This is a genomic window from Micromonospora sp. NPDC005806 (assembly GCF_042871425.1).
In the GTDB taxonomy this organism is placed as follows: Bacteria; Actinomycetota; Actinomycetes; order Mycobacteriales; family Micromonosporaceae; genus Micromonospora.
In genome coordinates this window covers 18,857-41,452 of record NZ_JBIAIL010000027.1, presented here as the reverse complement: position 1 = coordinate 41,452, position 22,596 = coordinate 18,857, and the positions used below count along the sequence as shown (strand labels likewise).

Sequence of the window (22,596 nt, the reverse complement as noted above, 5' to 3'; positions counted from 1 at the left end):
CCCGCCCCGACCGACGAACCGCCCCGCCGGCCCGCGTGGGCGAGGAAGGAAACGTGATGAGAGTCGAGGAGGTGCTCCTCCGGATCCGGCGCCTGCGCCGCCCGGACGCGGCGCCCGACCCGGAGCTGGCACCCGCCCTGATCCACCTGGACGACGCGCCGGTGACCACGCTCGCCAGCGCCGGCCGGTTGCTCGCCGACGTCCCGGCCGAGAAGCTGGCCGGCCCGGACTTCCCGCTGCGGCCACTGCGGGTCGCGATCACCGGGACGTTCACCCCCGGTACGGTCGAGCCGCTGCTGCGCGTGGCGCTGCTGCGCATCGGGATCGCCGCCGAGATCCACGTCTCCGGCTTCGACCAGCTCGTGCTCGACCTCAGCGACCCTCGCTCCGCGCTGGCCAGGTTCCGCCCCGACGTCACGCTCTGCCTGCTGCACGACGGGTGGTTCCTGCCGCCCGAGTGGGACCCCGGCGACCTGGCCGGGCTGCGGGAGACGCTGACCGACCGGGCGGAGGTGCTCGCCGCCGCGGTCCGCGGCCACACCGCCCGCAGCGACGGCGCGCTGCTGCTGCACACCGTGCCGTTGTCGCCGCTGGAGCACCGCAGCCTGATCAGCTTCCGGGCCCGGGCCGAGCTGGGCCGGATCTGGCGGGAGCTGAACGGGCGGCTGCTGGAGCTGGGCGAGCGGGACGGGACGTACACCCTGGACCTGGAGACACTGCTGGTCGGCCACGACGGGCCGGTGCGCGACGAGCGCCTCCACCGGTTCGCCAGCATGGCGTGGACGCCGAGCGTCGAGCGCCGGTACGCCCACGAGGCCGCCACGTTCTGCCGGGCGGTGCTCGGCAAGGCGGCGAAGGTCCTCGCGCTGGACCTGGACAACACCCTCTGGGCCGGGGTGCTCGGCGACGACGGGCTGGCCGGCATCAAGCTCGGCACCGATTACCCGGGCAACTGCCACCGCGACGTGCAGCGCCGCGCCCTCGCGCTGCGCCGGCAGGGCGTGCTGCTCACCGTGTGCAGCAAGAACGACCCGGACCTGGCGGCCGAGGCGTTCGCCCAGCACCCCGACCTGCTGCTGCGCGCCGACGACTTCGTCGCCCAGGCGGTGAACTGGGGCCGCAAGGACGAGAACCTGCGCCAGCTCGCGCAGACGCTCAACCTGGGGCTGGACAGCGTGGTGTTCGCCGACGACAGCCCGTTCGAGTGCGAGCTGGTCCGCCGGGAGCTGCCCACCGTACGGGTGGTGGAGCTGGCCGGCGACCCGGCGGGCTTCTCCACCCGACTGCTCACCGAGGGCCACTTCACCGTGCTGGCCACCGGCGCCACCGATCGGGAGCGCACCGCGCTGTACCGGGCCCGGGCCGGGCGGGAACGCTTCGCCGCCACCTTCCGGTCCGCGGAGGACTACCTGCACGAGCTGAAGCTGCGGGTGGCCATCCGTACGGTGGACGAGCTGAGCTTGCCCCGGCTGGCCCAGCTCGGGCTGCGAACCAACCAGTTCACCATGACCGACCGGGCACACACCGAGGCGCAGACCAGCCAGCGGGCCGACTCCCCCGACCACCTGGTGCTCACCGTCGAGGTGGCCGACCGATTCGGCGACGAGGGCCTGGTCGGCGGGGTGTGGCTGGACCGGGGCGACCGCGACCGCTGGGTGATCGAGAACTTCGTGCTGAGCTGCCGGGTCTTCTCCCGTGGCATCGAGCAGGCGGTGCTGCACCGGGTGGCGGAACTGGCCCACGCGGCGGGCGCCGGCCGGCTGGAGGCGCTGTTCCGGCCCACCGCCCGTAACAAGCCCGGCGGCGCGGTCTGGCCCGCCGCCGGGTTCGCCGTCGCTGCCGAGGAGGACGGGACGACCCGGCACGTGCTGCCGCTGGCCCCGCCGCCCCGGCTGCTGCCCGCGTGGATCGTTCTGGAGGAGGGAGACGTCCGTGCCTGAGCTGTTCACCACCGTCGCGGACCTGATCGAGCAGGTCGCGGACGTCCCGGCCGGGCAGGTCCGGCCCGACGTCCGCTTCGACGCCCTGGCCAACTGGACCAGCCTGGAGGCGCTGCGGCTGCTCGCGGCGCTCGAGGACGACCTCGGCGTCCGGCTGGACCTACGCGAGTTCCTGGCAGTGACCGACGTGGCCGGGCTGGTCGAGCTGATCGCCGTCGAGCACGACGGGGGTCCCCGGTGACCGCCGCCGCCACCGAGGCACGGCCGACCGCACCGACCCGGCTCGACGACGCCGACCTGGACCTGCTGCTGCTCATCCGGCACTTCGAGCTGACCCTGCTGGACATGTTCGGCCGGGGCGAGCTGCACGGCACCACCCACACCTGCCTCGGTCAGGAGTACGTCCCGGTGGCGCTGCGGCCGCTGCTCGCCGACGGCGACCACGTGTTCAGCAACCACCGCGGCCACGGGCACTACCTGGCCAGGTTCGGCGACCCGCACGGTCTGCTCGCCGAGGTGATGGGCCGGCAGGGCGCTGTCTGCCATGGCGTCGGCGGCAGTCAGCACATCCTGCGCGACCGGTACCTGTCCACCGGGGTGCAGGGCGAGAGCGTCCCGGTGGCCGCCGGGGTGGCGCTGCACCTGAAGCGGGCCGAGCCGGGGCACCTGGCGCTGGTCTACCTCGGCGACGGCACCTGGGGCGAGGGCGCGGTCTACGAGGGACTGAACATGGCCGCGCTGTGGGGGCTGCCGCTGCTGCTGGTGGTGGAGCACAACGGCATCGCCCAGTCGACCCCGACCAGCGTCCAGCTCGCCGGCGGCATCGCCGGCCGGGCCGGCGCCTTCGGCGTCGACCACCGGCTGGTCACCTCGAGCGACACCAACACCGTCCGGGCCGAGCTGGCCCCGGTGCTGCGCCGGGTCCGCGAGCACGGCACCCCGGCGGTGGTGGAGCTGCGTACCCACCGGGTCGGCCCGCACAGCAAGGGCGACGACAGCCGCCGCCCCGAGGAGATCGCGGACGCGCAGGCGCACGACTGGTACGCCCGCTACGCCGAGGCGTACCCCGCGCAGTTCGCCGCGCACGACGAACGACAGCGCCGGTACGTCGCCGAGGTCGTCCGGGAGGTCGCCGGGCAGCCGGCGAGCAGATGGGAGGAGACCGACCGTGGCTGAGCGGGTGGTGGAGAACCTCAACCAGGCGCTGCACGCGCTGCTGGCCGACGACCCCGGGCTCTACCTGCTCGGCGAGGACCTGGTCGACCCCCACGGCGGGGCGTTCAAGGTGACCCGGGGACTGTCCACCCGCTGGCCGGACCGGGTGCTGTCCACGCCGCTGAGCGAGGGCGGCATCGTCGGGGTGGCCGGCGGGTTGGCCCTGGCCGGGCAGCGGGCCATCGTCGAGATCATGTTCAGCGACTTCGTCGCGCTGGCCTTCGACCAGATCCTGAACTTCGCCAGCAAGTCCACCGCCATGTACGGCCGGGCGGTGCCGATGCGGCTGGTCGTGCGCTGCCCCACCGGCGGCAACCGCGGGTACGGCCCGACGCACAGCCAGAGCCTGCAGAAGCACTTCGTCGGCATCCCCGGCCTGACGCTGCGCGAGGTGTCCCCGTTCCACGACAACCGGGCGGTGCTCGCCGGGATGCTCGACTCCGGAAGGCCGGGGCTGCTCTTCGAGGACAAGGTCCTCTACACCGGCCGGATGTACGCCGACGGCGTCGTCGACGAGCTGTTCCGCTACGACTTCCTCGGCGCCGAGGCCGACGTGGCCCGGGTCTGGGTGGACGACCCCGAGCAGTGCGACTGCATCCTGGTGGTCCCCGGCGGGCTGGCCGTCCGGGCCGTCGTGGTAGCCCGCGAGCTGCTGCTGCGCGACGACATCGTCTGCCAGGTGCTGGTGCCGTCCCGGCTCTGGCCGCTGGACATCGCGGCGCTGCTGCCCGCGGTCTCCCGGGCCGGCCGGGTGGTGGTCGCCGAGGAGAGCACCGCCGGTGGCACCTGGGGAGCCGAGCTGGCGCAGGCCGTGCACAGCCGGCTGTGGGGGACGCTGCGGGCACCGGTGCGGCTGGTGCACTCCGCCGACAGCGTCATCCCCACCGCCGCCCACCTGGAGCGCACCGTGCTGGTGCAGAACGCCGACATCCACCGGGCTGTGAAGGAGGTCGTCCACGGTGCGTGACCTGGTCGTCCCGAAACTCAACAACAACGACACGTCGTACGTGCTCACCGACTGGCTGGTCGAGGACGGGGCGAAGGTCGCCGTCGGCGACCCGGTCGCCGAGGTGGAGACCTCCAAGGCCGCCGAGGAGCTGCTCAGCGAGCACACCGGCGTGCTGCACCGGCGCACCGAGGTCAACGCGGAGTGCGCTCCCGGCGACGTCATCGGGCACGTCTTCGATGACGAGGAGGCCCGGCGGCGCTGGCTGGCGCAGGCCACCCCCGCCGTGCCGGCCGCGCCCGACCCCGACGGGGCGGCCGGGCCGGTGCTCACCGACTCGGCCCGGGAACTCGCCACCGCGCACGGCCTCGGTGACGCCGAGCTGCGGGCGCTGGGCAGGGCAGTGGTCCGGCGTACCGATGTGGAGCACCTGCTGGCCGAGCGGTCCGCGACCCCGGAGCCGGCGGCGGCGGTCGTCGCCGCCGGCGACCCGCCGCAGGCCGACGATCCGCGCCCGGTCCACCCGCTCCCCCGGTCGCAGCGCGCGGTGGCCGCGGTGGTCACCGAGTCGCACCGCGAGGTGCCCGCCGCGCTCGCCGTGATCAAGGTACGCGTCGACGCCGCGCTCGCGCTGGCCCGGCAGCTCACCCGCGCCAACCGCACCCTGGTCGGCCTGCCGGAACTGCTGGTCAAGGCGGTCGGCGGGCTGCGCGAGGACCACCCGTTGCTGTTCGCCTCCCCCGCCGACGGCAACACGGTACGGCTCGCCGAGGGGGCGCACGTCGGCGTCACCATCGACGTCGGCACCGGCCTGTTCATCCCGGTGATCCGCGACGTCGAGGAGCTGACCTGCGCGGAGATCGCCGAGACGCTGATGGACTTCCGCACCCGCGCCGGCGGCGACGGCTTCCGGGCCGGCGAGCTGACCGGCGGCGTCATCGTGGTATCCCTGCACACCGACCCGGACGTGGTGCTCGCCGGGCCGATCGTGTTCCCCGGCCAGACCTGCGTGGTGGCGATCGGCGGCACCCAGGACGAGCTGGCCCTCGACCCGGCCGGCCAGGTGGCCGTCCGCAGGTTCGTCAACCTCAGCGCCATGTACGACCACCGGGTGGTCAACGGCCGGGAGGCGGTCGCCTTCCTCCAAGCGGTGAAGGCGGCCCTGGAGTCACCGGACCGGCTCGCGGAGGAGTGACGCCGTGGGGTGCCCGCGGTGGGCCGCCGGCACCTCTCACCGTGTGGCATCGAGCAGCCGGTCCAGCAGGGTGGCCGTGGTGATCAGCGCCAGGTGGCTGAACGCCTGCGGGAAGTTGCCGACCTGCTCGCCACTCGGCGCGACCTCCTCTGAGTAGAGGCCGAGCGGGCTGCTGTAGGTGAGCATTTTCTCGAAGGTCAGCCGGGCGTCGTCGAGGCGGCCGGACTCGGCGAGCGCCTGGACGTACCAGAAGGTGCACATGGTGAAGGTGCCCTCGCTGCCCGGCATGCCGTCCGGGGAGGCCTGCGGGTCGTACCGGTAGACCAGGCTGTCCTTGACCAGATCCCGGTCCATCGCCCGCAGGGTCGACTGCCACATCGGGTCACTCGGCGCGACGAACCCGACGGTCGGCATGGCGAGCAGCGACGCGTCGAGGATGTCCGTGGCGTAGTGCTGAACGAAGGCTCCCCGGCCCCGGTGGAAGCCGCGCTCCATGATCTGGTTGTAGACCGCGTTCTGTGCCGCCGTCCAACGGACCACGTCGGCGGGGCGACCGAGGTCGTGGGACAGCCGGACGGCCCGGTCGAAGGCCACCCAGGACATCAGCCGGCCGAAGGTGAAGTCCTGCCGGCCGCCCCGGGTCTCCCAGATGCCGTCCTCCGGCTGGTCCCAGTGTTCGCAGAGCCAGTCGATCACCCGGGTCACGTTGCACCACTCCTCGTGGGAGCCGCGCAGGCCCTCTAGGCCGGCCAGGTGCAGGCAGTTGAGTGCGTCGCCGTAGATGTCCAGTTGCAGCTGGCGGGCCGCCTCGTTGCCGATCCGCACCGGCGCGGAGCCGCGGTAGCCCTCCAGGTGCGGCAGCAACTCCTCCGAGAGGTCGCGCGAGCCGTCCACCCGGTACATGATCTGCACCGACTTGCCGCTTTCGTCGGCATCGCGGATGCGCTGGGTGAGCCAGTCCAGGTACCCCTGCGCCTCGGCGGTGAACCCCAGACCCAGCAGGGCCTGCACCGAGAACGACGCGTCCCGGATCCAGGTGTAGCGGTAGTCCCAGTTGCGCTGACCCCCGACCTGCTCCGGCAGGCCAGCCGTCGGAGCGGCGACCAGGCCACCGGTCGGCGCGTACGTCATCAGCTTCAGCGTCATCGCCGAGCGCTCGACCACCTCCCGCCACCGGCCGGTGTAGCGGGAACAGTCGAGCCAGCGCCGCCAGTGGTCCCGGGTCCGCTCGTACATCTCCGTGACCTCGGCCGGGCTCGTCACGCGGGGCGGCTCGGGGGACGCGGTGTACAGCACCGCCCCGCCGGTGTCGCCCTCGTGGAGCACGCCGGTGAAGGTGATTCCGTCCTGCTCGTCGGCTCGTAAGTCCCCCTCGTCGAGCAGCCGCTCGCTGTGTTGGACCGGGTTGACCGTGAGGCTGAGGTGGCGGCTGCGAAAGACGGCGCCATCGACGCTGAAGTCGACGGTGTGAGCTTCCCGGCCGTAATCGAAGCGCGGGCGGCAGACCACCCGGAACCGCATGCTGCCCCGCACCACCCGGACCATCCGGACGATGCAGTGCTGGTCGGTGGCCACCTCCCCGGCCACCGGCATGAAGTCGATGAGCTCCCCCACCCCGTCCGCGCTGAGGAAGCGGGTGATCAGGATTGGTGTGCCGGGCAGATACAGCTGTTTGCTGACGTAGTCGACCCCGACAGGTGAGATCTCGAAGTATCCGCCCCGCTGCCGGTCCAGCAGGCCTCCGAAGATGCTCGGCGAGTCGAACCGGGGCGCGCAGAACCAGTCGAGGGTGCCGTTGCGGGTGATGAGCGCGGCCGTCTGCAGGTCACCGATCAGCCCGTGGTCCTCCACCGCCGGGTACGACTCCACCGCCAACCTCCCCAGGTCGGGCCCTGCGTACCCGCTCTGGCCCGAGCCATGCCGGCCGGGCATCATCAGGGCATGACGCACGACAGGGCCGACTGGGTCACGGTGGCCGGCTACGAGAACCTGCCGGGATGCCCGACGCCGATGGCGGCCGTGCGGGGTTGACTGCGCGACCGGGGCATCGACTGGATGCCGTTCCAGCCGGGCGAGATCCGCTGGGACCTGGCGTGCGGGCCACGCGCGGACGGCCGCTGGCACGGCTGGTACCGGGTGATGGTCGACGCCGCGGCGCTGCGTTCGCTCGGCCTGCATCCCGACCAGCCGACGTCGGTGGTGGACGGACCGTCCCCGCCCGGCTGGTGGCACGCTGCCGCAGAGCGTCACATGCGGTGACGTCGACAGAGGCGGCGAGCCCGGACCGACGGGCGCTCGCGGACGGGCCGGATGTGGGCGCCGCGACAGGTGGTCTTCGGGTCCGTGACTCACGCGGGCCCGGTCCGTCCTGCTCGGGGCGAACCCGAGACGCTATCGGCGGGCGTCGCGGCCGGCAGAATCCGGCGGGTCGAGGGAGTCGGCGAGTTCGGCGACGGCGGCGCCGTACCGCGGATCCGTGTGGTACGGCCAGTGCGCCTCGATCGGCGGCGGGACGGTGTCCATCGAAGGGATGGTGACCGCCCGAGGGTCGCGCAGGCGTACGTCGACGCGACCGGCCGGCCCGCCGACGGCCGGCGGGTCGCCCGGCCGGTGGGTGGAGAAGATCGCCCCGCCGACCGGATCGGTGGTCCGCCACAGGTTGCGCCAGCGCCACCCGATCCGCTCACCGATCTCCCGCATGACGTCGTCGCCGAAGTAGGCCGGCATGAGGTGGCCGTAGAGCCGGCGCAGCGGGGAGCCGTACGTGAGCAGGGCGACCCGGCCCAGCGTCTCCGGTGGCAGTTGCAGGATGGCCGCCGCAGCCAGCGCGGAGCCGTGGCTGTGCCCGGACAGCAGCACCTTCTTCTCCCGGCTCAGGGCGCTCACCCGCCGCGCCAGCTCCGGCACCGCGCGTTCGGCGTAGCAGGGCGGCGCGAACGGGTGGGTGGTACGGGGGAAGAAGGTGCCCAGGTCCCACAGCACCCCGACCGCCCGCCGCACCTCCGGGGAGAAGTAGGCCATCACACCGATCGTCAGCAGCCCGAAGACGATGAGCCCGAGGGAGAAGGTCCCCGCGTCGGTGAGGTAGGCCGCGAGCCCCACGAACGTGCGGCGGTTTCCGCTGAGCTGTTGCGCCAGCTGGGTCGGCCCGATCTCGGCCAGATCGAGCGCGGTGAACGCGAGACTGAGCAACGCGAGCACGAAGTAGACGATGAGCAGTGGGCTGAACTGCTCCGCGAGGCGGGACCTGCTGATCACCCGGCGCACCGCCCGCAGCCGGGTCGCCGCCTCCGGCGGGGCGTCGGGGAAGTCCTCCTGGCTGATCCGGGCCGCCAGCCGCTCGCGCCGGCGCCGGCTGAACCGGCCGGCGTACAGGCCCACGACGGCGACCAGCAGCACGGTGGCGAGCGCGCCCAGCGCGTCCCACCGGTAGGCGATCGGCGGGTCCAGCGGCGGGGCGCCGGGCGGGGGCGGATGCTCCGGGCCGGGGATCGCGCCCCGGTCCAGGACGTCGGCCGCCCGGTAGACGATGCCCGCGGTGAAGGTCGCCGAGAGCCCGGCCGAGATCGCCCCGAACACCGGGGCGCCCAGACCTCGGAAGAACGCGCGCGCCGCGGGCGGTGCCCCGCGCTGCTGCCACACGGCGACCGCGGCGAGCCCCGCCAGCAGCGCGGCCTGGCCGAGGATCACCACGTTGACGCTGAGGGCGAAGCCGGGCAGCGCCCCGCCCACCGGCGCGGTGGGACGCGGCAGGAGGGCGTACCCGACGGTGAGGACGGTGACCGCGGCGACGGCCACGCGCAACGGCCGGATGACCGACCGGGTCCAGTCCCAGCCGGTGTGCGGAGCGTTCAGCGCGGGCAGGCAGAGCAGCACGAGGCAGGCCGCCAGGAGCAACAGGGTCACGGCGAGCAACGCGATACCCACCGCGCTGGGCTGCCGGGCGGTGAATGCGACGAGGATGCTGAGGTCCAACGTGAAGTACGCGATCGCCACGTGGATCGACCGGAGCCGTCCGACCAGCACCTCTCCCCGCCAGAAGCCGTCCGCGTCGAGCCGGTCCCCGGGCGGGGCTCCGGAGGCGCCGGACGGGGCGTGGAACTCCTCGTACGCCCGCGCGGACCGGGAACCGATCCACCAGACGAGCCGGATGGCGGCGGCCGGCAGCACGGCGAGGACGACCAGCCGTGGCCCGATCGGCAGCTCCTCGAGCCAGCCCAGGTACCCCCGCCCGGCCCTGCACGGCTGGTACGACACGCACTGCCAGCCGATCAGATCCAGGAAGACACCGATGACCGCCAGCACGAACATGGCCGTGATGGTGGCCCCGAGCAGCCGACACAGGGCCTTCACGGTGCCACCGCCACGGGCCGGGGGCCGGAGCCACGCCGCAAGGTTGCTGAACATGAAGGGCAGCAGGAACAGCAGCGCCACGGTTCGGGCCACGGTTCCGACGGTCAGGTTCCGCCACTGGTACGCCTCGATGGTGACGCCGGCCGGCCCGGTGGTGACGCCGAACCCCGGGCGGGGTCGGTAGAATCCGGCGCTCCGGTCACCAGCGACCCGGACCACCACCGGGTGGTCCAGCAGCGCCTCGGCCCGTACTCCGGAGACCCCGTGTACGCGCAGCTCAACCACATCTCGCGCCATCTGCCCCTGATCACGCCGTCGGGTCGGCCCCGGGCCGCCGCAGGCCCGTTCGGACCCGCCGGGCGCGCATACCCCGGAACGGAGCCGCCATGCCCGGGAGGAGCCGCGCCACCCCGGGTCAGGGTTGAGTGGCGGCCAGGTGGTCGCGGACGCTGCGCGGGCGCATGTCGGTCCAGGTGCGGTCGACGAAGTCGAGGCAGTCCTGCCGGCTGCCGGCGCAGCCCGCGTCCCGCCACCCGGGCGGGATCTCCTTGTGCCGGGGCCAGAGCGCGTACTGCTCCTCGTCGTTGACCAGGACCCGGTGCTCGTCAACCATCGCCGTTCCTCTCCTCGCGTCGGGCCAGGTGCAGCTCGCGGGCCAGGCGCTCCGGCGGGAGCGCCCGGATCTCCGCGAGCAGGTCGGTCAGCGTGTCGTCCGCCGGCGGCAGGTCGTCGGCCGGTTCGCGCGGCGCCGGCACCGGGGTGGCCAGCGCGGCGACCGTTCGGGCCAGGGCGGCCGGGGTGGGCGATTCGAAGATCGCGCCGGGCGGCAGGTCGACGCCGAGCGCGTCGCGGATCCGGGCCACCACCCGGGTGCCGAGCAGCGAGTGCCCGCCCAGCTCGAAGAAGTCGTCGTGCGGGCCGACGTCGTCCACCCCGAGCAGCTCCACCCAGATCCGGCGCACCGTCTCGTACGGCTCTTCGCGGACCTCGGTGGTCGGCACCGGCTCGGCGGGCGGTGCGGCGTCCGGCAGCTCGGGCGCGGCCGGCGCCGAAGGTGCCGTCGGCGGCCGCTCCACCCAGTGCCGCTGGCGGGCGAACGGGTACGTCGGCAGCGGCACCCGCCGGCGTGGGAGGTCGCCGTCGGGCCAGGCCAGCGGGACTCCGCCCAGCCAGAGCCGGCCGAGCGCCCCGGTCACCGCGGCGTCCTCGCCGGCCGGGGAGCGGTCGGCGGGGAGGGTGGTCACCACGGTGGTCCCACGGGCCGCCTCGTGCTGCCGGGCAAGGGTGGCCAGGGTACGTCCCGGACCCACCTCGGCGAGCGCGTACCGCTGGGCCAGGAGCAGCTCCACCCCGGCGCTGAAGCGGACCGGCCGGCGCAGCTGCCGCACCCAGTAGTCCGGGTCGGTGGCCTCGTCGTCGGTCAGCCAGCGGCCGGTCACGTTGGACACCACGGGCAGCGCCGGCGGGCGCAGTGGCACGCCCCGCAGGTGGGCGGCGAAGCCGGGCAGCGCGGCGTCCATCATGGCCGAGTGGAAGGCGTGCGAGGTGCGCAGCTCCCGGCACGCGACGCCGCGTCCGCGCAGCTCGGCGGCGAGCGCGGCGACGGCGGCGGATCCGCCGGAGACGGTGGTCAGCCGGGGCGCGTTGGCGGCGGCCACCGACACCTCCGGGGACAACAGCACCTCGACCTCCTCGACCTGCAGGTCGACGGAGAGCATCGCGCCGGGCTCCCGCGCCTGCATCAGCCGGCCTCGTACGGCGACGGTGGCAAGCGCGTCGGAGAGGGTGAAGACGCCGGCCAGGCAGGCGGCGACGTACTCGCCGAGGCTGTGCCCGGCCAGCGCCGCCGGCCGCAGACCCCGGTGCCGGAGGAGCTCGGCGAGGGCGTACTCGACGGCGAACAGGGTCGGCTGGGTCAGCCAGGTCTCGTCCAGTTCCGGGGTCGCCGGGACCGCGTCGCCGGGCGGGCAGAGCAGCGTGCGCAGGTCCACGTCCAGGTGGGGACGGAGCAGCGCGGCGCAGCGGTCGAAGGCGGCCCGGTAGACCGGCTCGGTCCGGTGCAGGGTGCGGCCCATGGCCGCGTACTGGGCGCCCTGGCCGGGGAAGAGCAGCGCGACGCCCGCCGGGGCCTCCCCCACCACGCCGGCGCGGACCAGCGCCGAATCGCGGTCGGCGAGCTGCGCGCCGGCCTCCTTGGCGCCGCCGGCGACCGTGACCAGCCGGTACGGGAACTCCCGCCGGCTGGTCCGCAGGGTGTACGCGACGTCGGCGAGCGGCAGTTCCGGTTGCTCGGCGAGGTGGGCGGCGAGCCGGGTGCGGGCCCGGTCGAGCGCGTCGGCGTCCCGGGCGGAGAGGACGAGCAACTGCGGCCCGTCGGCGGCCGGCGCGGCGGGCGTGGCGGCGGGGGCGGCCTCCAGCACCACGTGCGCGTTGGTGCCGCCGATGCCGAAGGAGCTGACCGCGGCGCGTGGCGGCGCCCCCAGATCCGGCCAGGGCAGCGGCGCGGTGTTGACCCGGAACGGCCCGTCGGCGAGGCCTGGGTGCGGCTGGGTGCAGTACGGGCTGGGCGGCACCACCCGGTGGTGCAGTGCCAGCGCCGCCTTGATCAGCCCGGTGACCCCGGCGGCGACGTCGAGGTGGCCGAGGTTCGCCTTGACCGAGCCGAGCGCGCACCGGCCGGCGCCGGCGCCCCGGAACGCCTCGCCGAGCGCGCGCAGCTCGATCTGGTCGCCCAGGTCGGTGCCGGTGCCGTGCGCCTCGACGTAGCCGATGGTGGCCGGATCGACCTCGGCGACCTGCTGGGCGGCGCGGATCACCGCGACCTGCCCGTCCACCCCGGGGGCGGTGAAGCCCACCTTCATCCGGCCGTCGTTGTTGACCGCGGAGCCGCGGATGACCGCGTAGATCGGGTCGCCGTCGCGGCGGGCGTCGGCGAGCCGGCGCAGCACCACCAGGGCCGCGCCGTCGCCGCCCACGGTGCCGGTGGCGCGGGCGTCGAACGGGCGGCAGTGCCCGTCCCGGGACATGATGCCGCCGGCCTCGTACCGGTAGCCGGTGCCGCCGGGCAGCCGGACGTGCGCGCCGCCGGCGAGCGCCACGTCGCACTCCCGGGCCAGCAGTCCCTGCACGGCCAGGTGCACCGCGACCAGCGACGAGGAGCAGGCGGTCTGCACGGCCACCGCCGGCCCGCGCAGGTCCAGGTGGTACGCCACCCGGGTGGGCAGCGAGTCCTTGTCGTTGGCGAGCATCAACTCGTACTCGGAGACGGAGTCCAGGGCCGGGTTGCGGAACAGGTGGTGCAGCAGGTAGCCGCTGGCCGCGCAGGCGGCGTAGACGCCGACCAGGCGGTTCGGGTCGCCGGTGAGGTGGCCGGACCGTTCCAGGGCCGCCCAGGCGCACTCGAGGAAGATCCGTTGCTGCGGATCGATCAGCCGGGCGTCCCGCGGCGAGTAGCCGAAGAAGGCGGCGTCGAAGCGGTCGACCTCGGGCAGCGCGCCGTGCGCCGGTACGTGGTCGGGGTGGTTGCGGTCCTCTTCGGACACCCCGGCGACGGCCAGTTCCTCCGGGTTGAACCGGGTTATCGCCTCCCGCCCCGCCAGCACGGTCCGCCACAGCTCGTCGACGTCGGCGCCGCCCGGGAAGCGGCCGGCCATCCCGACGACGGCGATCTCCAGCCCGGTCTCCTGCGCGGTCATGGCCGTCCCTCCCCCACCGGCACCGGGCGGACCCGCCGGGCCCGGTCGGCCAGCGCCTGCTTACGTTCGTCCCGTCGCCGGGCAGCGGCGGGCTCCCCGGCCGGCGCGGCCGCCCGCGTCGCGTCCACGCCACCCAGGTAGCGGGCCAGCAGCGCGACGGTCGGGTGCCGGAACAGTTCGACGGCGGGCACCGGCCGGCCGAGCCGCTCCCCCAGCCGGGTCTGCACCCGGGCCAGCAGCATCGAGGTGCCGCCCAGGTCGAAGAAGTTGTCGTGCGCGCCCACCTCGGCCACGCCGAGGACCTCCCGCCAGGTGTCCGCGACGGCCCGTTCCAACTCGCCGTCCGGGGCGACGTACGTGCCGGCGGAGCGGATCACCGCGGGAGCTGGGAGCCGGGCCGGGTCGAGCTTGCCGCTGGCCGTCATCGGCAGGTCGGGGACCAGCACGAACGCCGCGGGCACCAGGTAGCGGGGCAACTGCCGGAGCAGTTCCCGGCGTACCTCCTCCACGTCGAGTCCGTCGCCGACGAGGTAGCCGACCAACCGCCGCCCGCCGGGCTGGTCCGTCCGCACCACGGCGGCGGCCCGGCGTACCCCGGGGCAGTCGCGCAGCCGGGCCTCCACCTCGCCCAGTTCGATCCGGTAGCCGTTGATCTTCACTTGGTCGTCGGCCCGGCCGAGGAAGACGAGCTGACCGTCGGCGCGCCAGCGGACCAGGTCGCCGGTGGCGTACATCCGCTCGCCGGGGACGTACGGGTCGGGCAGGAAGCGTCGGGCGGTCAGCGCCGGGTCGCCCAGGTAGCCGCGGGCCACCCCGGCACCGGCCAGGTGCAGCTCCCCGGGCACCCCGGACGGGACCGACCGGAGTTCGGCGTCGAGCACGTACGCGCGTACCCCGGACAAGGGCCGGCCGATGGGCAGCTCGACGTCGTCGGGGACACAGCGGGCGGCGGTGGCGGTGACCGTGGCCTCGGTCGGGCCGTACCCGTTGACCAGCAGCCGGCCGCGCGACCAGGCGGCGGCGACGTCCGGGGCGCAGGGTTCGCCGCCGACGGTGAGCGCCCGCAGCTCCGGCACGGCGGCCGGGTCGAGGGCGTCGAGGACGACGGGCGGCAGGTCGGCGACGGTGATCCGATGCCGGGTGAGCGCGGCGGCCAGGTCCGGGCCGGGAGTGCGCTCGTCCGGGCCGGGCAGTCGCAGGGTCGCGCCGGCGGTGAGCGCGGTGACCATGTCGGACAGGGACACGTCGAAGCTGATCGAGTGGAACTGGAGGACCCGGTCGTCGGGGCGTACGCCGACGAGCCGGGCCTGCGCCGCGGCGAGGTTACGCAGCCCCCGGTGGGTGCCGATCACCCCCTTGGGCCGGCCGGTGGAGCCGGAGGTGTAGATGAGGTAGGCGGCGGCGTCCGGGTGCGGGGTCGGCAGCTCCAGGTGGCCGGGCGGACCGGGGTCGTCGAGGCGCAGCAGCGGTACGTCGGTGCCGGGCAGCGCCTCGTCGGCCCCGGTCGCGGTGACCACCAGCCGCACGTCGGCGTCGGCGAGCAGGTGGGCGAGCCGGGCCGCCGGTAGCTGCGGGTCCAGCGGCAGGTAGACCGCGCCGGCCCGGAGGACGGCGAGGAAGGCGACCACCCACTCCGGGCCGGTGGGCAGGCACACCCCGACGGTGCTCTCGTCGTGCACCCCGCGGGCCCGCAGCGTGCGGGCGAGCCGGGTGGCCCGGTCGTCCAGCTCCGCGTAGGTCAGGGTCCCGTCGAGGTACGCCACGGCGACCGCGTCCGGGGTCGCGGCGGCCCGGCGGGCGACCAGGTCGGGCAGGGTGAGCCGGTCGTCCGGCGGCGGCGCGGTAGCGGCCCACCGGGCGACCAGTTCCCGGCCGGCGGCAGGGGTGAGCAGCGGCAGCCGGTCGACCGGGGTGTCCGGGTCGGCGAGCGCGGCGGTGAGCAGGGTGTCGAGCTGGTCGGCGAAGGCGCGGGCGGTGGACTCGTCGAAGAGCCGGGTGCGGTACTCGACCCGCCCGTCGATGCGTCCCTCGCGGGGAATGACGGTGAGGGTCAGGTCGAACATGGACGTACCGGTGTGCGTCTCGCCGCTGGCCAGCACGGTGAGCCCGGGCAGGGTGAGCCGCTCCTCCCAGCCGTCCTCGACGGCGAACATCACCTGGGCGAGCGGGTGGCGGCCGCGGTCCCGGTCCGGCCGCAGCTCCTGCACCAGGGCGTCGAAGGGCACCGGGTCGGTGAGCGCGCCGAGCGCCCGGTCCCGGAGCTGGTCGAGCAGGCCGGCGAAGGTGAGCCCGCCGTCGACCCGGCTGCGCAGCACGAGGGTGTTGACGAAGAAGCCGACCGCGTTCTCGCTGTCGAGGGTCTGCCGGTTCGCCACCGGGGTGGCGATCAGCAGGTCCGGCTGCTGGCTGCGCCGGTGCAGCAGGGCGGCCCAGCCGGCCGCGAAGATCATGTACGGGGTGACGCCGGTGCGCCGGCCGGCCTCGGCCACCCGGTCAGCCAGTGCGGTGCGCCAGGAGAACTCGATCTCGTGGCCGGCGTCCTCCAGCTCGGCCGGGCGGGGCCGGTCGGTGCGCAGGTCGAGACCCGGCGGCGCGCCGGCGAGGGCGTCGCGCCACCAGTTCAGGCGGCGGGTCAGCTCGGCCGGGTCGAGCTGCCGGTCCTGGGCGAGGGCGGCCGGCACGTCCCGCGGCACCGGCGGCAGCGCCGGCTCCCGGCCGGCCCGGCGGGCCGCGTACGCGGCGGAGAGCTCGTCGAAGAGCAGGCCGATGCTCCAGCCGTCGCAGACCACGTGGTGCAGGGAGAGCAGCAGCGTCCAGTCGACCGGGCCGGTGCGGCACAGGGTGGCCCGGACCAGCGGCCCCCGGGCCAGGTCGAACGGGCGCACCGCCTCGGCGGCCGCGTACGCGTCGATCTCCGCCGGGGCGACCTGGACCACGTCCAGCGGCAGCCCGGCCGGCGGCAGCACGAACTGGTACGGCTGGCCGTCCAGCGGCACGAAGACGGTGCGCAGCGCCTCATGCCGGGCCACCACCAGGTCCAGCGCCGCACGTAGCGCGACCACGTCCAGCTCGCCGCGCAGGTCCACCCGGTACGGCACGTGGTAGGCGGGGCTGCCCGGGCGGAGCTGGGCCAGCAGCAGCATCCACTCCTGCGCGGCGGTGAGCGGGTGCACCCCGTACCGGTCGCCGTCGGCGCGGATCGCGGACCGGAAGGCCCGGCGCCGCTCGGGCGGCAGGGCGTCGACCCGGTGGCGCAGCTCGTCGGGGCCGAGGGTGGCGCTCACCGGGTGCCCGCCCCGTGTTCGAGCTGGTCGAGCAGGCCGGCGAGGTCGGCGGCCGGCGGCCCGTCCGGCAACGCCCCGGCGGTCCTGGCGGGGACCGCCGGCCGGCCCGACGCGGCGGCGATCTCGTCGGCCGCGGCGGCCAGCGCGGCGACGGTCGGGTGGTCGAAGACCAGCCGCAGCGGCACCTCCGCCCCGATCGCGGCGGAGAGGCGGGACCGGACCCGGGTGGCCTTGAGCGACCGCCCGCCCAGGTCGAAGAAGTCGTCGTTGCGGCCGCGCACCGGCACGCCGAGCACGTCCTGCCAGATCTCGGCCACCGTTCGCTCGGTGGAGGTACGCAGCGCCGCCGCCCCCGGCTCGGCGGCCTCGTCCGGCGCGGGCAGCGCGGCGGTGTCGACCTTGCCGTTGCGGTTGAGCGGCAGCGCGGCCAACGGCACGAACACGGCCGGCACCAGGTGGTCGGGGAGCTGCTCACGGGCCCGGGCACGGACCGCGGCCACGTCCACTCCGTCGGCCGGCACCACGTAGGCGACCAGGCGGCAGTCGCCGGCCGCGTCCCGGTCGGCCCGGACGTACGCGTCGCGGACCTGGCCGCCGCCGCGCAGCGCCTCGGTCACCTCGCCGGGCTCGACCCGGTAGCCGCGGATCTTCACCTGGTGGTCGACCCGCCCGACGAACTCGATCAGCCCGTCGGGGCGTTGCCGCACCAGGTCGCCGGTGCGGTAGAGCCGGCCGCCGGGGCGCGGCCCGAACGGGTCGGGCAGGAACTTCTCGGCGGTCTGACCGGGGCGGCCGAGGTAGCCGCGGGCCACCCCGTCGCCACCGATGAACAGCTCGCCGAGGACGCCCGGCGGCACCGGCTGGAGGTGCTGGTCGAGCACGTAGACGCGGGTATTGGCGATCGGGCCGCCGATCGGCACCACCGGGTCGGCGTCGGTGAGCCGGGCACAGTCGTACGTGGTGGTGTAGGTGGTGCCCTCGGTCGGACCGTACCCGTTGACCAGGGCGGTGTCCGGGCAGGCGGCGCGCAGCCGGCGGACCGCGGTGCGGTCGGCCTGCTCGCCGCCGAAGGTGAGGTAGCGCAGGCCGGCGAGGGCGTCGGGCGCCTCGGTCGCCAGCTGCCGGGCCACCGAGGTGGCCAGGAACATCATCGTCACGCCGGCCTCGCCCAGCCGTTCCCGCAGCCGGTCCGGGACGATGACGTCATTGATGTCCAGATCGGCCAGGCAGGCGCCGTTGAGCAGCGCGCCCCACACCTCGAGGGTGGCCGCGTCGAAGGACATGGTCGCCGCCTGGCCCATCACGTCGTCGGGGTGGACGTCGACGAAGTCGGTGTCGCGGACCAGCCGGACGATGTTGCGGTGGCTGACCCCGGTGCCCTTGGGCCGGCCGGTCGAGCCGGAGGTGTACATGACGTACGCGAGCTGGTCGGGGTGGACGGTGACGGCCGACGGCGCGTCCGGTCCGGCGTCGGTGAGCCCGTCCAGGGCGAGCCGGGGGGTGCCGTCGTCGGGCAGCCGGTCGGCCAGCGCGGCCGGGTGCAGCAGCACCGCCGGGCGGGCGTCGGCGCACATCAGACCCAGCCGCTCGACCGGGTACCCGGGGTCCAGCGGCAGGTACGCCGCCCCCGCCTTGAGGGTGGCCAGCGCGGCCACCACCCAGCTGGCGGTGTCGGCGAAGCAGAGACCGACCAGGGACTCCCCGCCGATGCCGAGGGCGCGCAGCCGACCGGCCAACCGGTTCGCGCGCCGGTCCAGCTCCCGGTAGCTGAGCACCCGGTCCCCGTCGCGCAGCGCCGGGGCGTCCGGGCGGCGGGCGGCCCACTCGGCGAACAGCTCCGGCACCGACCGGTCCCGGGGGTACGCGGTGTCGGTGGCGTTCGCCGCCACCACGGTCCGCCGGTGGGTGTCCTCGTCCAGCAGGGACAGGTCGGACAGTCGCCCGTCCGGCCGCGCGTCGGCCCGGGCGAGCAGCAAGGCGAGTTCCGCGGCGACCGGCCCGGCGTGCCGGTGGCGTACGGTCACCACCGCTCGGCCGTCCGCCTGCCCGACCGTGAGTCGCAGCTCGCCCCGGGCGTCCGGCGGAAGCGGATCGGCGCTGACGGAGGCCACTGGCCGGTGGACCTCGACGACCGTGCCGTGCTCCCGGCTCGCCGCCAGCCCGGCGTGGACCAGGTCGCACAGCTCGCGCCAGGTGGGGTCGGCGGGGAGCCGGACCGGCACCGGCAGCCAGCCGCCGCCGGCGGGCACCTCGGCGAGCAGGTCGCGCCGGCCGGTGCGGCGCTGCAGCAGCGCGAGCAGCCCGGCCAGGGCGGCGACCAGCGGCTCGACCGGCCCGCCCGGCACCGCCGCGACGGCCGTGTCCGCGCCGGTCGGGGCCGGCGGGTACGGCAGCTCGGGCGGCTCCGGCACGGCGCGGACCTGCGGCTGTTCGGTCATCGGATCTCAACTCCGATCGGCAGGTGACATGCGACGACCGGGATTCTGCGGACGGCCCGTGCCGGTTGCTTGTACGGCCTCTGCGGGTGCCGTTCCGGCACCCTGACGGAACCCTGAGCGTGGACATAGGCCAATAGCGCATAGCAGTCAGTAAGTACACCGACTCTTTTGGTTATGGCGATGATGGTCGATGGGGGCAATGATCGTGCCCGGGGAGGCTAGACCGGGCGACCACGCGTATCGCGTCGGTTCCTCTCCGCACGCCCGATCCTCCACGAGAGACCCCAGGAGCGGTGGATGTCCGGAGACCAGGTCAGGCCGGTCTGGCGCGCGTCGACGCCCAGCCGGAGCGGACGGAAGGACGAGCGACGGATGTTGCGATCGCCGGACGACCGCGCGCCGGGCGACGCCGAGCTGGGCAGCGCGCTGCGCCGGTTGGCCGACGCCGGTGATCGCGTCGCCGCACACCTGTGGCTGGTGGCCCAGCCGGAGCTGTTCGGCCCCGCCGCGCGCCGTCACCCACTGGGCGACACCTGGCGGGGCGCGCTGCGCCGGCACCTCGCCGGGGAGCCGGACGAGGCACTGGCCCGGCTGGTCGGCGCGCCGATCGGTGCCACCGGCGTCGACGCGGTGCAGGTCCACTGCTTCGCCGGCGCGCATCACCTCGTCGCCGGCGAACTGGACCGGGCGGCGGCCGACGTCGAGGAGGCCGAGCTGGCCGCCGCCGGCTGCCGGATGCCCGCGGCGGCGGAGGCGATCGCCCGGCTCGGCGTGCTGCTGGCGGCGGCGGGCGGCGACGAGGCGGCCGCCCGGGGCGGCCCCGACCCGGCCGCCGGGCTGGCCCGCGGGGACCTCGGGTTGTTCCGGCTGATGGTCCACCTCGACCTGGCCGACCACACGCTGGGGACCGGCGACGCCGGGCGCGCGCTGCGGCACGCCGAGGCGGCCGTCCGGCTGACCGAGGCGACCGGCTGCACCGGCCACGAGCCGTACGCCCTGAGCCTCGTCGCCGCCGCCAAGTGCCAGCTCGGCCGGCTGGAGGACGCGCTCGCCGACGGCGCCGCCGGGCAGCGGCTACGGGACCTGGCCGGGGTCGCCTCGGACGAGGGGTTTGCGCTGGCCACCCTCGGGACGGTGCACCGCCGTCGGCGCGAGCCGAGGCAGGCGCGGCAGGCGTTGGAGCAGGCCCTCGCCGCCCTCGACGCGGGTCCCCGCCGGCCGTCGCTGCGGGTCGGGGTCCTCGCCGAGTTGGCCCGGGTGCGCGCTGCCGACGACCTGCGCGCCGCCCGGGAGCTGGCCGAGCGGGCGGTGACCCTGGCCGGGGACGCCGAGCGGCCGTACGCCCTGCTGGCACGCGGTTGGGTGGCGCTGCTGGCCGGCGACACCGCCCGGGCCCACCACGACGCGGCCGACGCCCGCACCGGCGCCACCCTCGACCGGCGGCAGGCCACCCTGGTCCAGGCGCTCCAGCTGACCGTGCTGGCCGCGGCGGACCCGCGGGCCGCCACCGGGCTGCTCGACGATGCCGCGGCCCTCTGTCAGGAGCTGGGCGACCGGGCGGAGGAGGCGGCGATCCGGCTGATCGCCGCCCGGTTGCAGGGCCGGCGGGCCCGCCGCGGCGCCGAAGGCGCCGAGCAGCAGCTGCGCCGCTGCGGAGTACGGCTGGACCCGGGCGTCGCCGACGGGCTCACCGCGATCACGCTGCGGGTGCCGGCCGTGGTGGTGCACACCCTCGGCGACTTCCGGGTGTTCCGGGCCGGGAAGGTCGTCCCCTATGGCGAGTGGCAGTCGAAGAAGGCCCGGGACCTGCTGAAGATGCTGGTCGCGCACCGGGGCCGGGCGGTGCCCCGGAGCCGGCTGATGGAGCTGCTGTGGCCGGACGAGACGCCGGCGCGGACCGGCAACCGACTGTCGGTGCTGCTGTCCACGCTGCGCCGGGTGCTCGGCAGCCGGCAGGGGGACGGGCGCGGCGCGGTGCTGGCCGACCGCAGCTCGGTGGCGATCGACCTGAACGTGGTGGACGTGGACGTCGAGGCGTTCCTCACCGCCGCCGAGGAGGCGCAGGCCGCGCAGCGCGCCGGGGCCCCGGACGCGCCCCGGTTGCTGGTCCGCGCCGACGAGCTCTACGGCGGGGACTTCCTCGCCGACGACCCGTACGACGACTGGGCGCAGCCGCTGCGCGAGGAGGCGCAGGCGGCGCACACCAGCGTGCTGCGGGGGCTCGTCCAGCACGCCGCGGACACCGACCAGCAGCTGAGCTACCTGATGCGGCTGGTGCACAGGGACCCGTACGACGAGGACGCGCACCTGGAACTGGTGCAGGTGCTCCGCTCGGCGGGCCGGCACGGCGAGGCCGAGCGGCGCTACCGCGCGTACGCCGATCGGATGCGGGAGCTGGGCATCACCCCGGCCGGCCGCCCCGCGCCGGCGCAGCCGGCCCGGCCGGCCGCCGAATCGGCCCGCGGATCGGGGCCGCCGGGAGCCCGCCGGGTTCCGGCCCAGCGGCCTCCGTCGTGGTCGGAAGTCGGGGGCGGCACCCACCCGCCGGTGCTGTCCTTCCGGCCGGGTCCGGCCCGCCGAGCCCTGATCCACCACTCGGCCTGAGGGGTTCCGCGTGGACGGTTCCGGCCAGGTCAACCCGCCAGCGCCGCGCTGATCGCGCGTACCTGGCGGGGCGCGACCGACCGCCAGTAGTCGCCGTCGTGGCAGCCGGTGCCGATCTCCACGACGCCGGGTTCGAGCAGTCGGTCGCGCAGGGTGCGTACCGCCGGGGTGAACGGGTCCGCCGCGCCGATGGCGATCCGCACCGGCAGCCCGGCGAACTCGCGGGCGCGGGCGGCGACGTCGTAGCGGGCCCACTCCTGCGGGCTGTCGAAGGCGCCGGCGTTGACCCGCCGGGCGTCGGAGTACGAACGGAAGACCGCCGGCGAGGTGGCCACGACCAGCCGGAACCGGTCGGGGTGGGTCAGCGCGGCGAGCAGCGCGCCGTAGCCGCCCATCGACCAGCCGGCCACCGCGAACCGGTCGGTCCGCAGGCCGCGGTCGGCGAGCAGCGGCAGGAACTCGTCGACCAGCATGCCGAGCGGGTCGTCATCCGCGTGCGGATGCCAGTACCCGTTCCCGCCGTCGGGCGCGGCGAGGGCGAACGGGGTCGCCCCGTCGGGCAGCGCGCCGGCGAGGAACCCGGGGTACCCGGCCGCGCCCACGGCGGTGCGGGCGTCGGCCGCGTACCCGTGCAGGGCCAGGCAGACGGGCAGCGGCGCGTCCGGGGCGTATCCGGGTGGGTAGGCGATGGCGAAGCCGACCTCCCGGCGGCGCGCCGCGGAGCGGAAGCTGCCGGTGACCGGCGGGGGCGCCGCCGCGTGCGGCGCGTCCGGCGGGTGGGCGTCGCACCGGCCGAGGGCGTGGTTGAGCACCGAGCGGCCGGGCAGCACCTCCGCGTCGACCAGCGCGACGCCGCCTGCGCCGAGGCCGGTGAGGCCGGCGGCGGCGCCGAAAGCCTGTAGGAGTCGGCGGCGGGTCAGCGGCAT

Annotated in this window: 14 protein-coding genes; 7 read left to right on the top strand and 7 right to left on the bottom strand. The window is 75.3% G+C overall.

The genetic code is table 11. From position 1 onward, the window contains the following. Positions 1–56: 56 nt before the first annotated feature. The 5 genes from ACFYOS_RS24765 to ACFYOS_RS24745 are packed head-to-tail and all read left to right on the top strand — an operon-like array spanning position 57 to position 5,296. Positions 57–1,940 (top strand): HAD-IIIC family phosphatase, encoded by a 1,884-nt coding sequence (locus tag ACFYOS_RS24765; RefSeq protein WP_387146073.1) that lies wholly within the window; start codon positions 57–59, stop codon positions 1,938–1,940. Next, the gene (locus ACFYOS_RS24760; protein WP_387146070.1) at positions 1,933–2,181 is read left to right on the top strand and encodes a phosphopantetheine-binding protein; all 249 of its coding nucleotides are present in this window, start codon (positions 1,933–1,935) and stop codon (positions 2,179–2,181) included. Before ACFYOS_RS24765 ends, ACFYOS_RS24760 begins: the two co-directional genes overlap by 8 nt. Next, a complete protein-coding gene (locus ACFYOS_RS24755; RefSeq protein WP_387146067.1) occupies positions 2,178–3,116 on the top strand; it encodes a thiamine pyrophosphate-dependent dehydrogenase E1 component subunit alpha in 939 nt (312 codons plus the stop codon). The genes ACFYOS_RS24760 and ACFYOS_RS24755 overlap by 4 nt, the downstream gene beginning before the upstream one ends. Then, a complete protein-coding gene (locus ACFYOS_RS24750; RefSeq protein ID WP_387146064.1) occupies positions 3,109–4,122 on the top strand; it encodes an alpha-ketoacid dehydrogenase subunit beta in 1,014 nt (337 codons plus the stop codon). Before ACFYOS_RS24755 ends, ACFYOS_RS24750 begins: the two co-directional genes overlap by 8 nt. Next, positions 4,115–5,296: a 2-oxo acid dehydrogenase subunit E2 gene (locus tag ACFYOS_RS24745; RefSeq protein WP_387146061.1), complete on the top strand. Its 1,182-nt coding sequence runs from the start codon at positions 4,115–4,117 to the stop codon at positions 5,294–5,296. The genes ACFYOS_RS24750 and ACFYOS_RS24745 overlap by 8 nt, the downstream gene beginning before the upstream one ends. A gap of 36 nt (positions 5,297–5,332) precedes the next feature. On the opposite strand, the gene ACFYOS_RS24740 is transcribed toward ACFYOS_RS24745, so the two are convergent. Beyond that, complete coding sequence (locus ACFYOS_RS24740) at positions 5,333–7,165, bottom strand: glycoside hydrolase family 15 protein (RefSeq protein WP_387146058.1); 1,833 nt, start codon at positions 7,163–7,165, stop codon at positions 5,333–5,335. 186 nt (positions 7,166–7,351) lie between these two features. Between ACFYOS_RS24740 and ACFYOS_RS24735 the strand changes: the two genes are divergently transcribed. Next, complete coding sequence (locus ACFYOS_RS24735; protein ID WP_387146055.1) at positions 7,352–7,555, top strand: hypothetical protein; 204 nt, start codon at positions 7,352–7,354, stop codon at positions 7,553–7,555. Between the two features lie 132 nt (positions 7,556–7,687). Here the strand turns inward: ACFYOS_RS24735 and ACFYOS_RS24730 are convergent, their stop codons facing one another. The 5 genes from ACFYOS_RS24730 to ACFYOS_RS24710 form a co-directional block, all read right to left on the bottom strand. Next, positions 7,688–9,946 (bottom strand): hypothetical protein, encoded by a 2,259-nt coding sequence (locus tag ACFYOS_RS24730; RefSeq protein WP_387146053.1) that lies wholly within the window; start codon positions 9,944–9,946, stop codon positions 7,688–7,690. A 118-nt stretch (positions 9,947–10,064) separates the two neighbouring features. Continuing rightward, entirely contained in the window at positions 10,065–10,262 is a 198-nt protein-coding gene (locus tag ACFYOS_RS24725) for an MbtH family protein (protein WP_387146050.1), read from the bottom strand. Next, a complete protein-coding gene (locus ACFYOS_RS24720; protein WP_387146047.1) occupies positions 10,255–13,344 on the bottom strand; it encodes a type I polyketide synthase in 3,090 nt (1,029 codons plus the stop codon). Before ACFYOS_RS24720 ends, ACFYOS_RS24725 begins: the two co-directional genes overlap by 8 nt. Continuing rightward, entirely contained in the window at positions 13,341–16,628 is a 3,288-nt protein-coding gene (locus ACFYOS_RS24715; protein WP_387146044.1) for an amino acid adenylation domain-containing protein, read from the bottom strand. The genes ACFYOS_RS24720 and ACFYOS_RS24715 overlap by 4 nt, the downstream gene beginning before the upstream one ends. Then, complete coding sequence (locus ACFYOS_RS24710; protein ID WP_387146041.1) at positions 16,625–19,066, bottom strand: amino acid adenylation domain-containing protein; 2,442 nt, start codon at positions 19,064–19,066, stop codon at positions 16,625–16,627. The genes ACFYOS_RS24715 and ACFYOS_RS24710 overlap by 4 nt, the downstream gene beginning before the upstream one ends. Positions 19,067–19,438: 372 nt before the next feature. Here ACFYOS_RS24710 and ACFYOS_RS24705 point away from each other — a divergent pair, with 372 nt between their 5' ends. Continuing rightward, on the top strand, positions 19,439–21,670 hold the full coding sequence (locus ACFYOS_RS24705) for a BTAD domain-containing putative transcriptional regulator (protein WP_387146038.1): 2,232 nt from the start codon (positions 19,439–19,441) through the stop codon (positions 21,668–21,670). Positions 21,671–21,699: 29 nt separating this feature from the next. Here the strand turns inward: ACFYOS_RS24705 and ACFYOS_RS24700 are convergent, their stop codons facing one another. Beyond that, positions 21,700–22,596 (bottom strand): alpha/beta hydrolase, encoded by an 897-nt coding sequence (locus ACFYOS_RS24700; RefSeq protein WP_387146035.1) that lies wholly within the window; start codon positions 22,594–22,596, stop codon positions 21,700–21,702.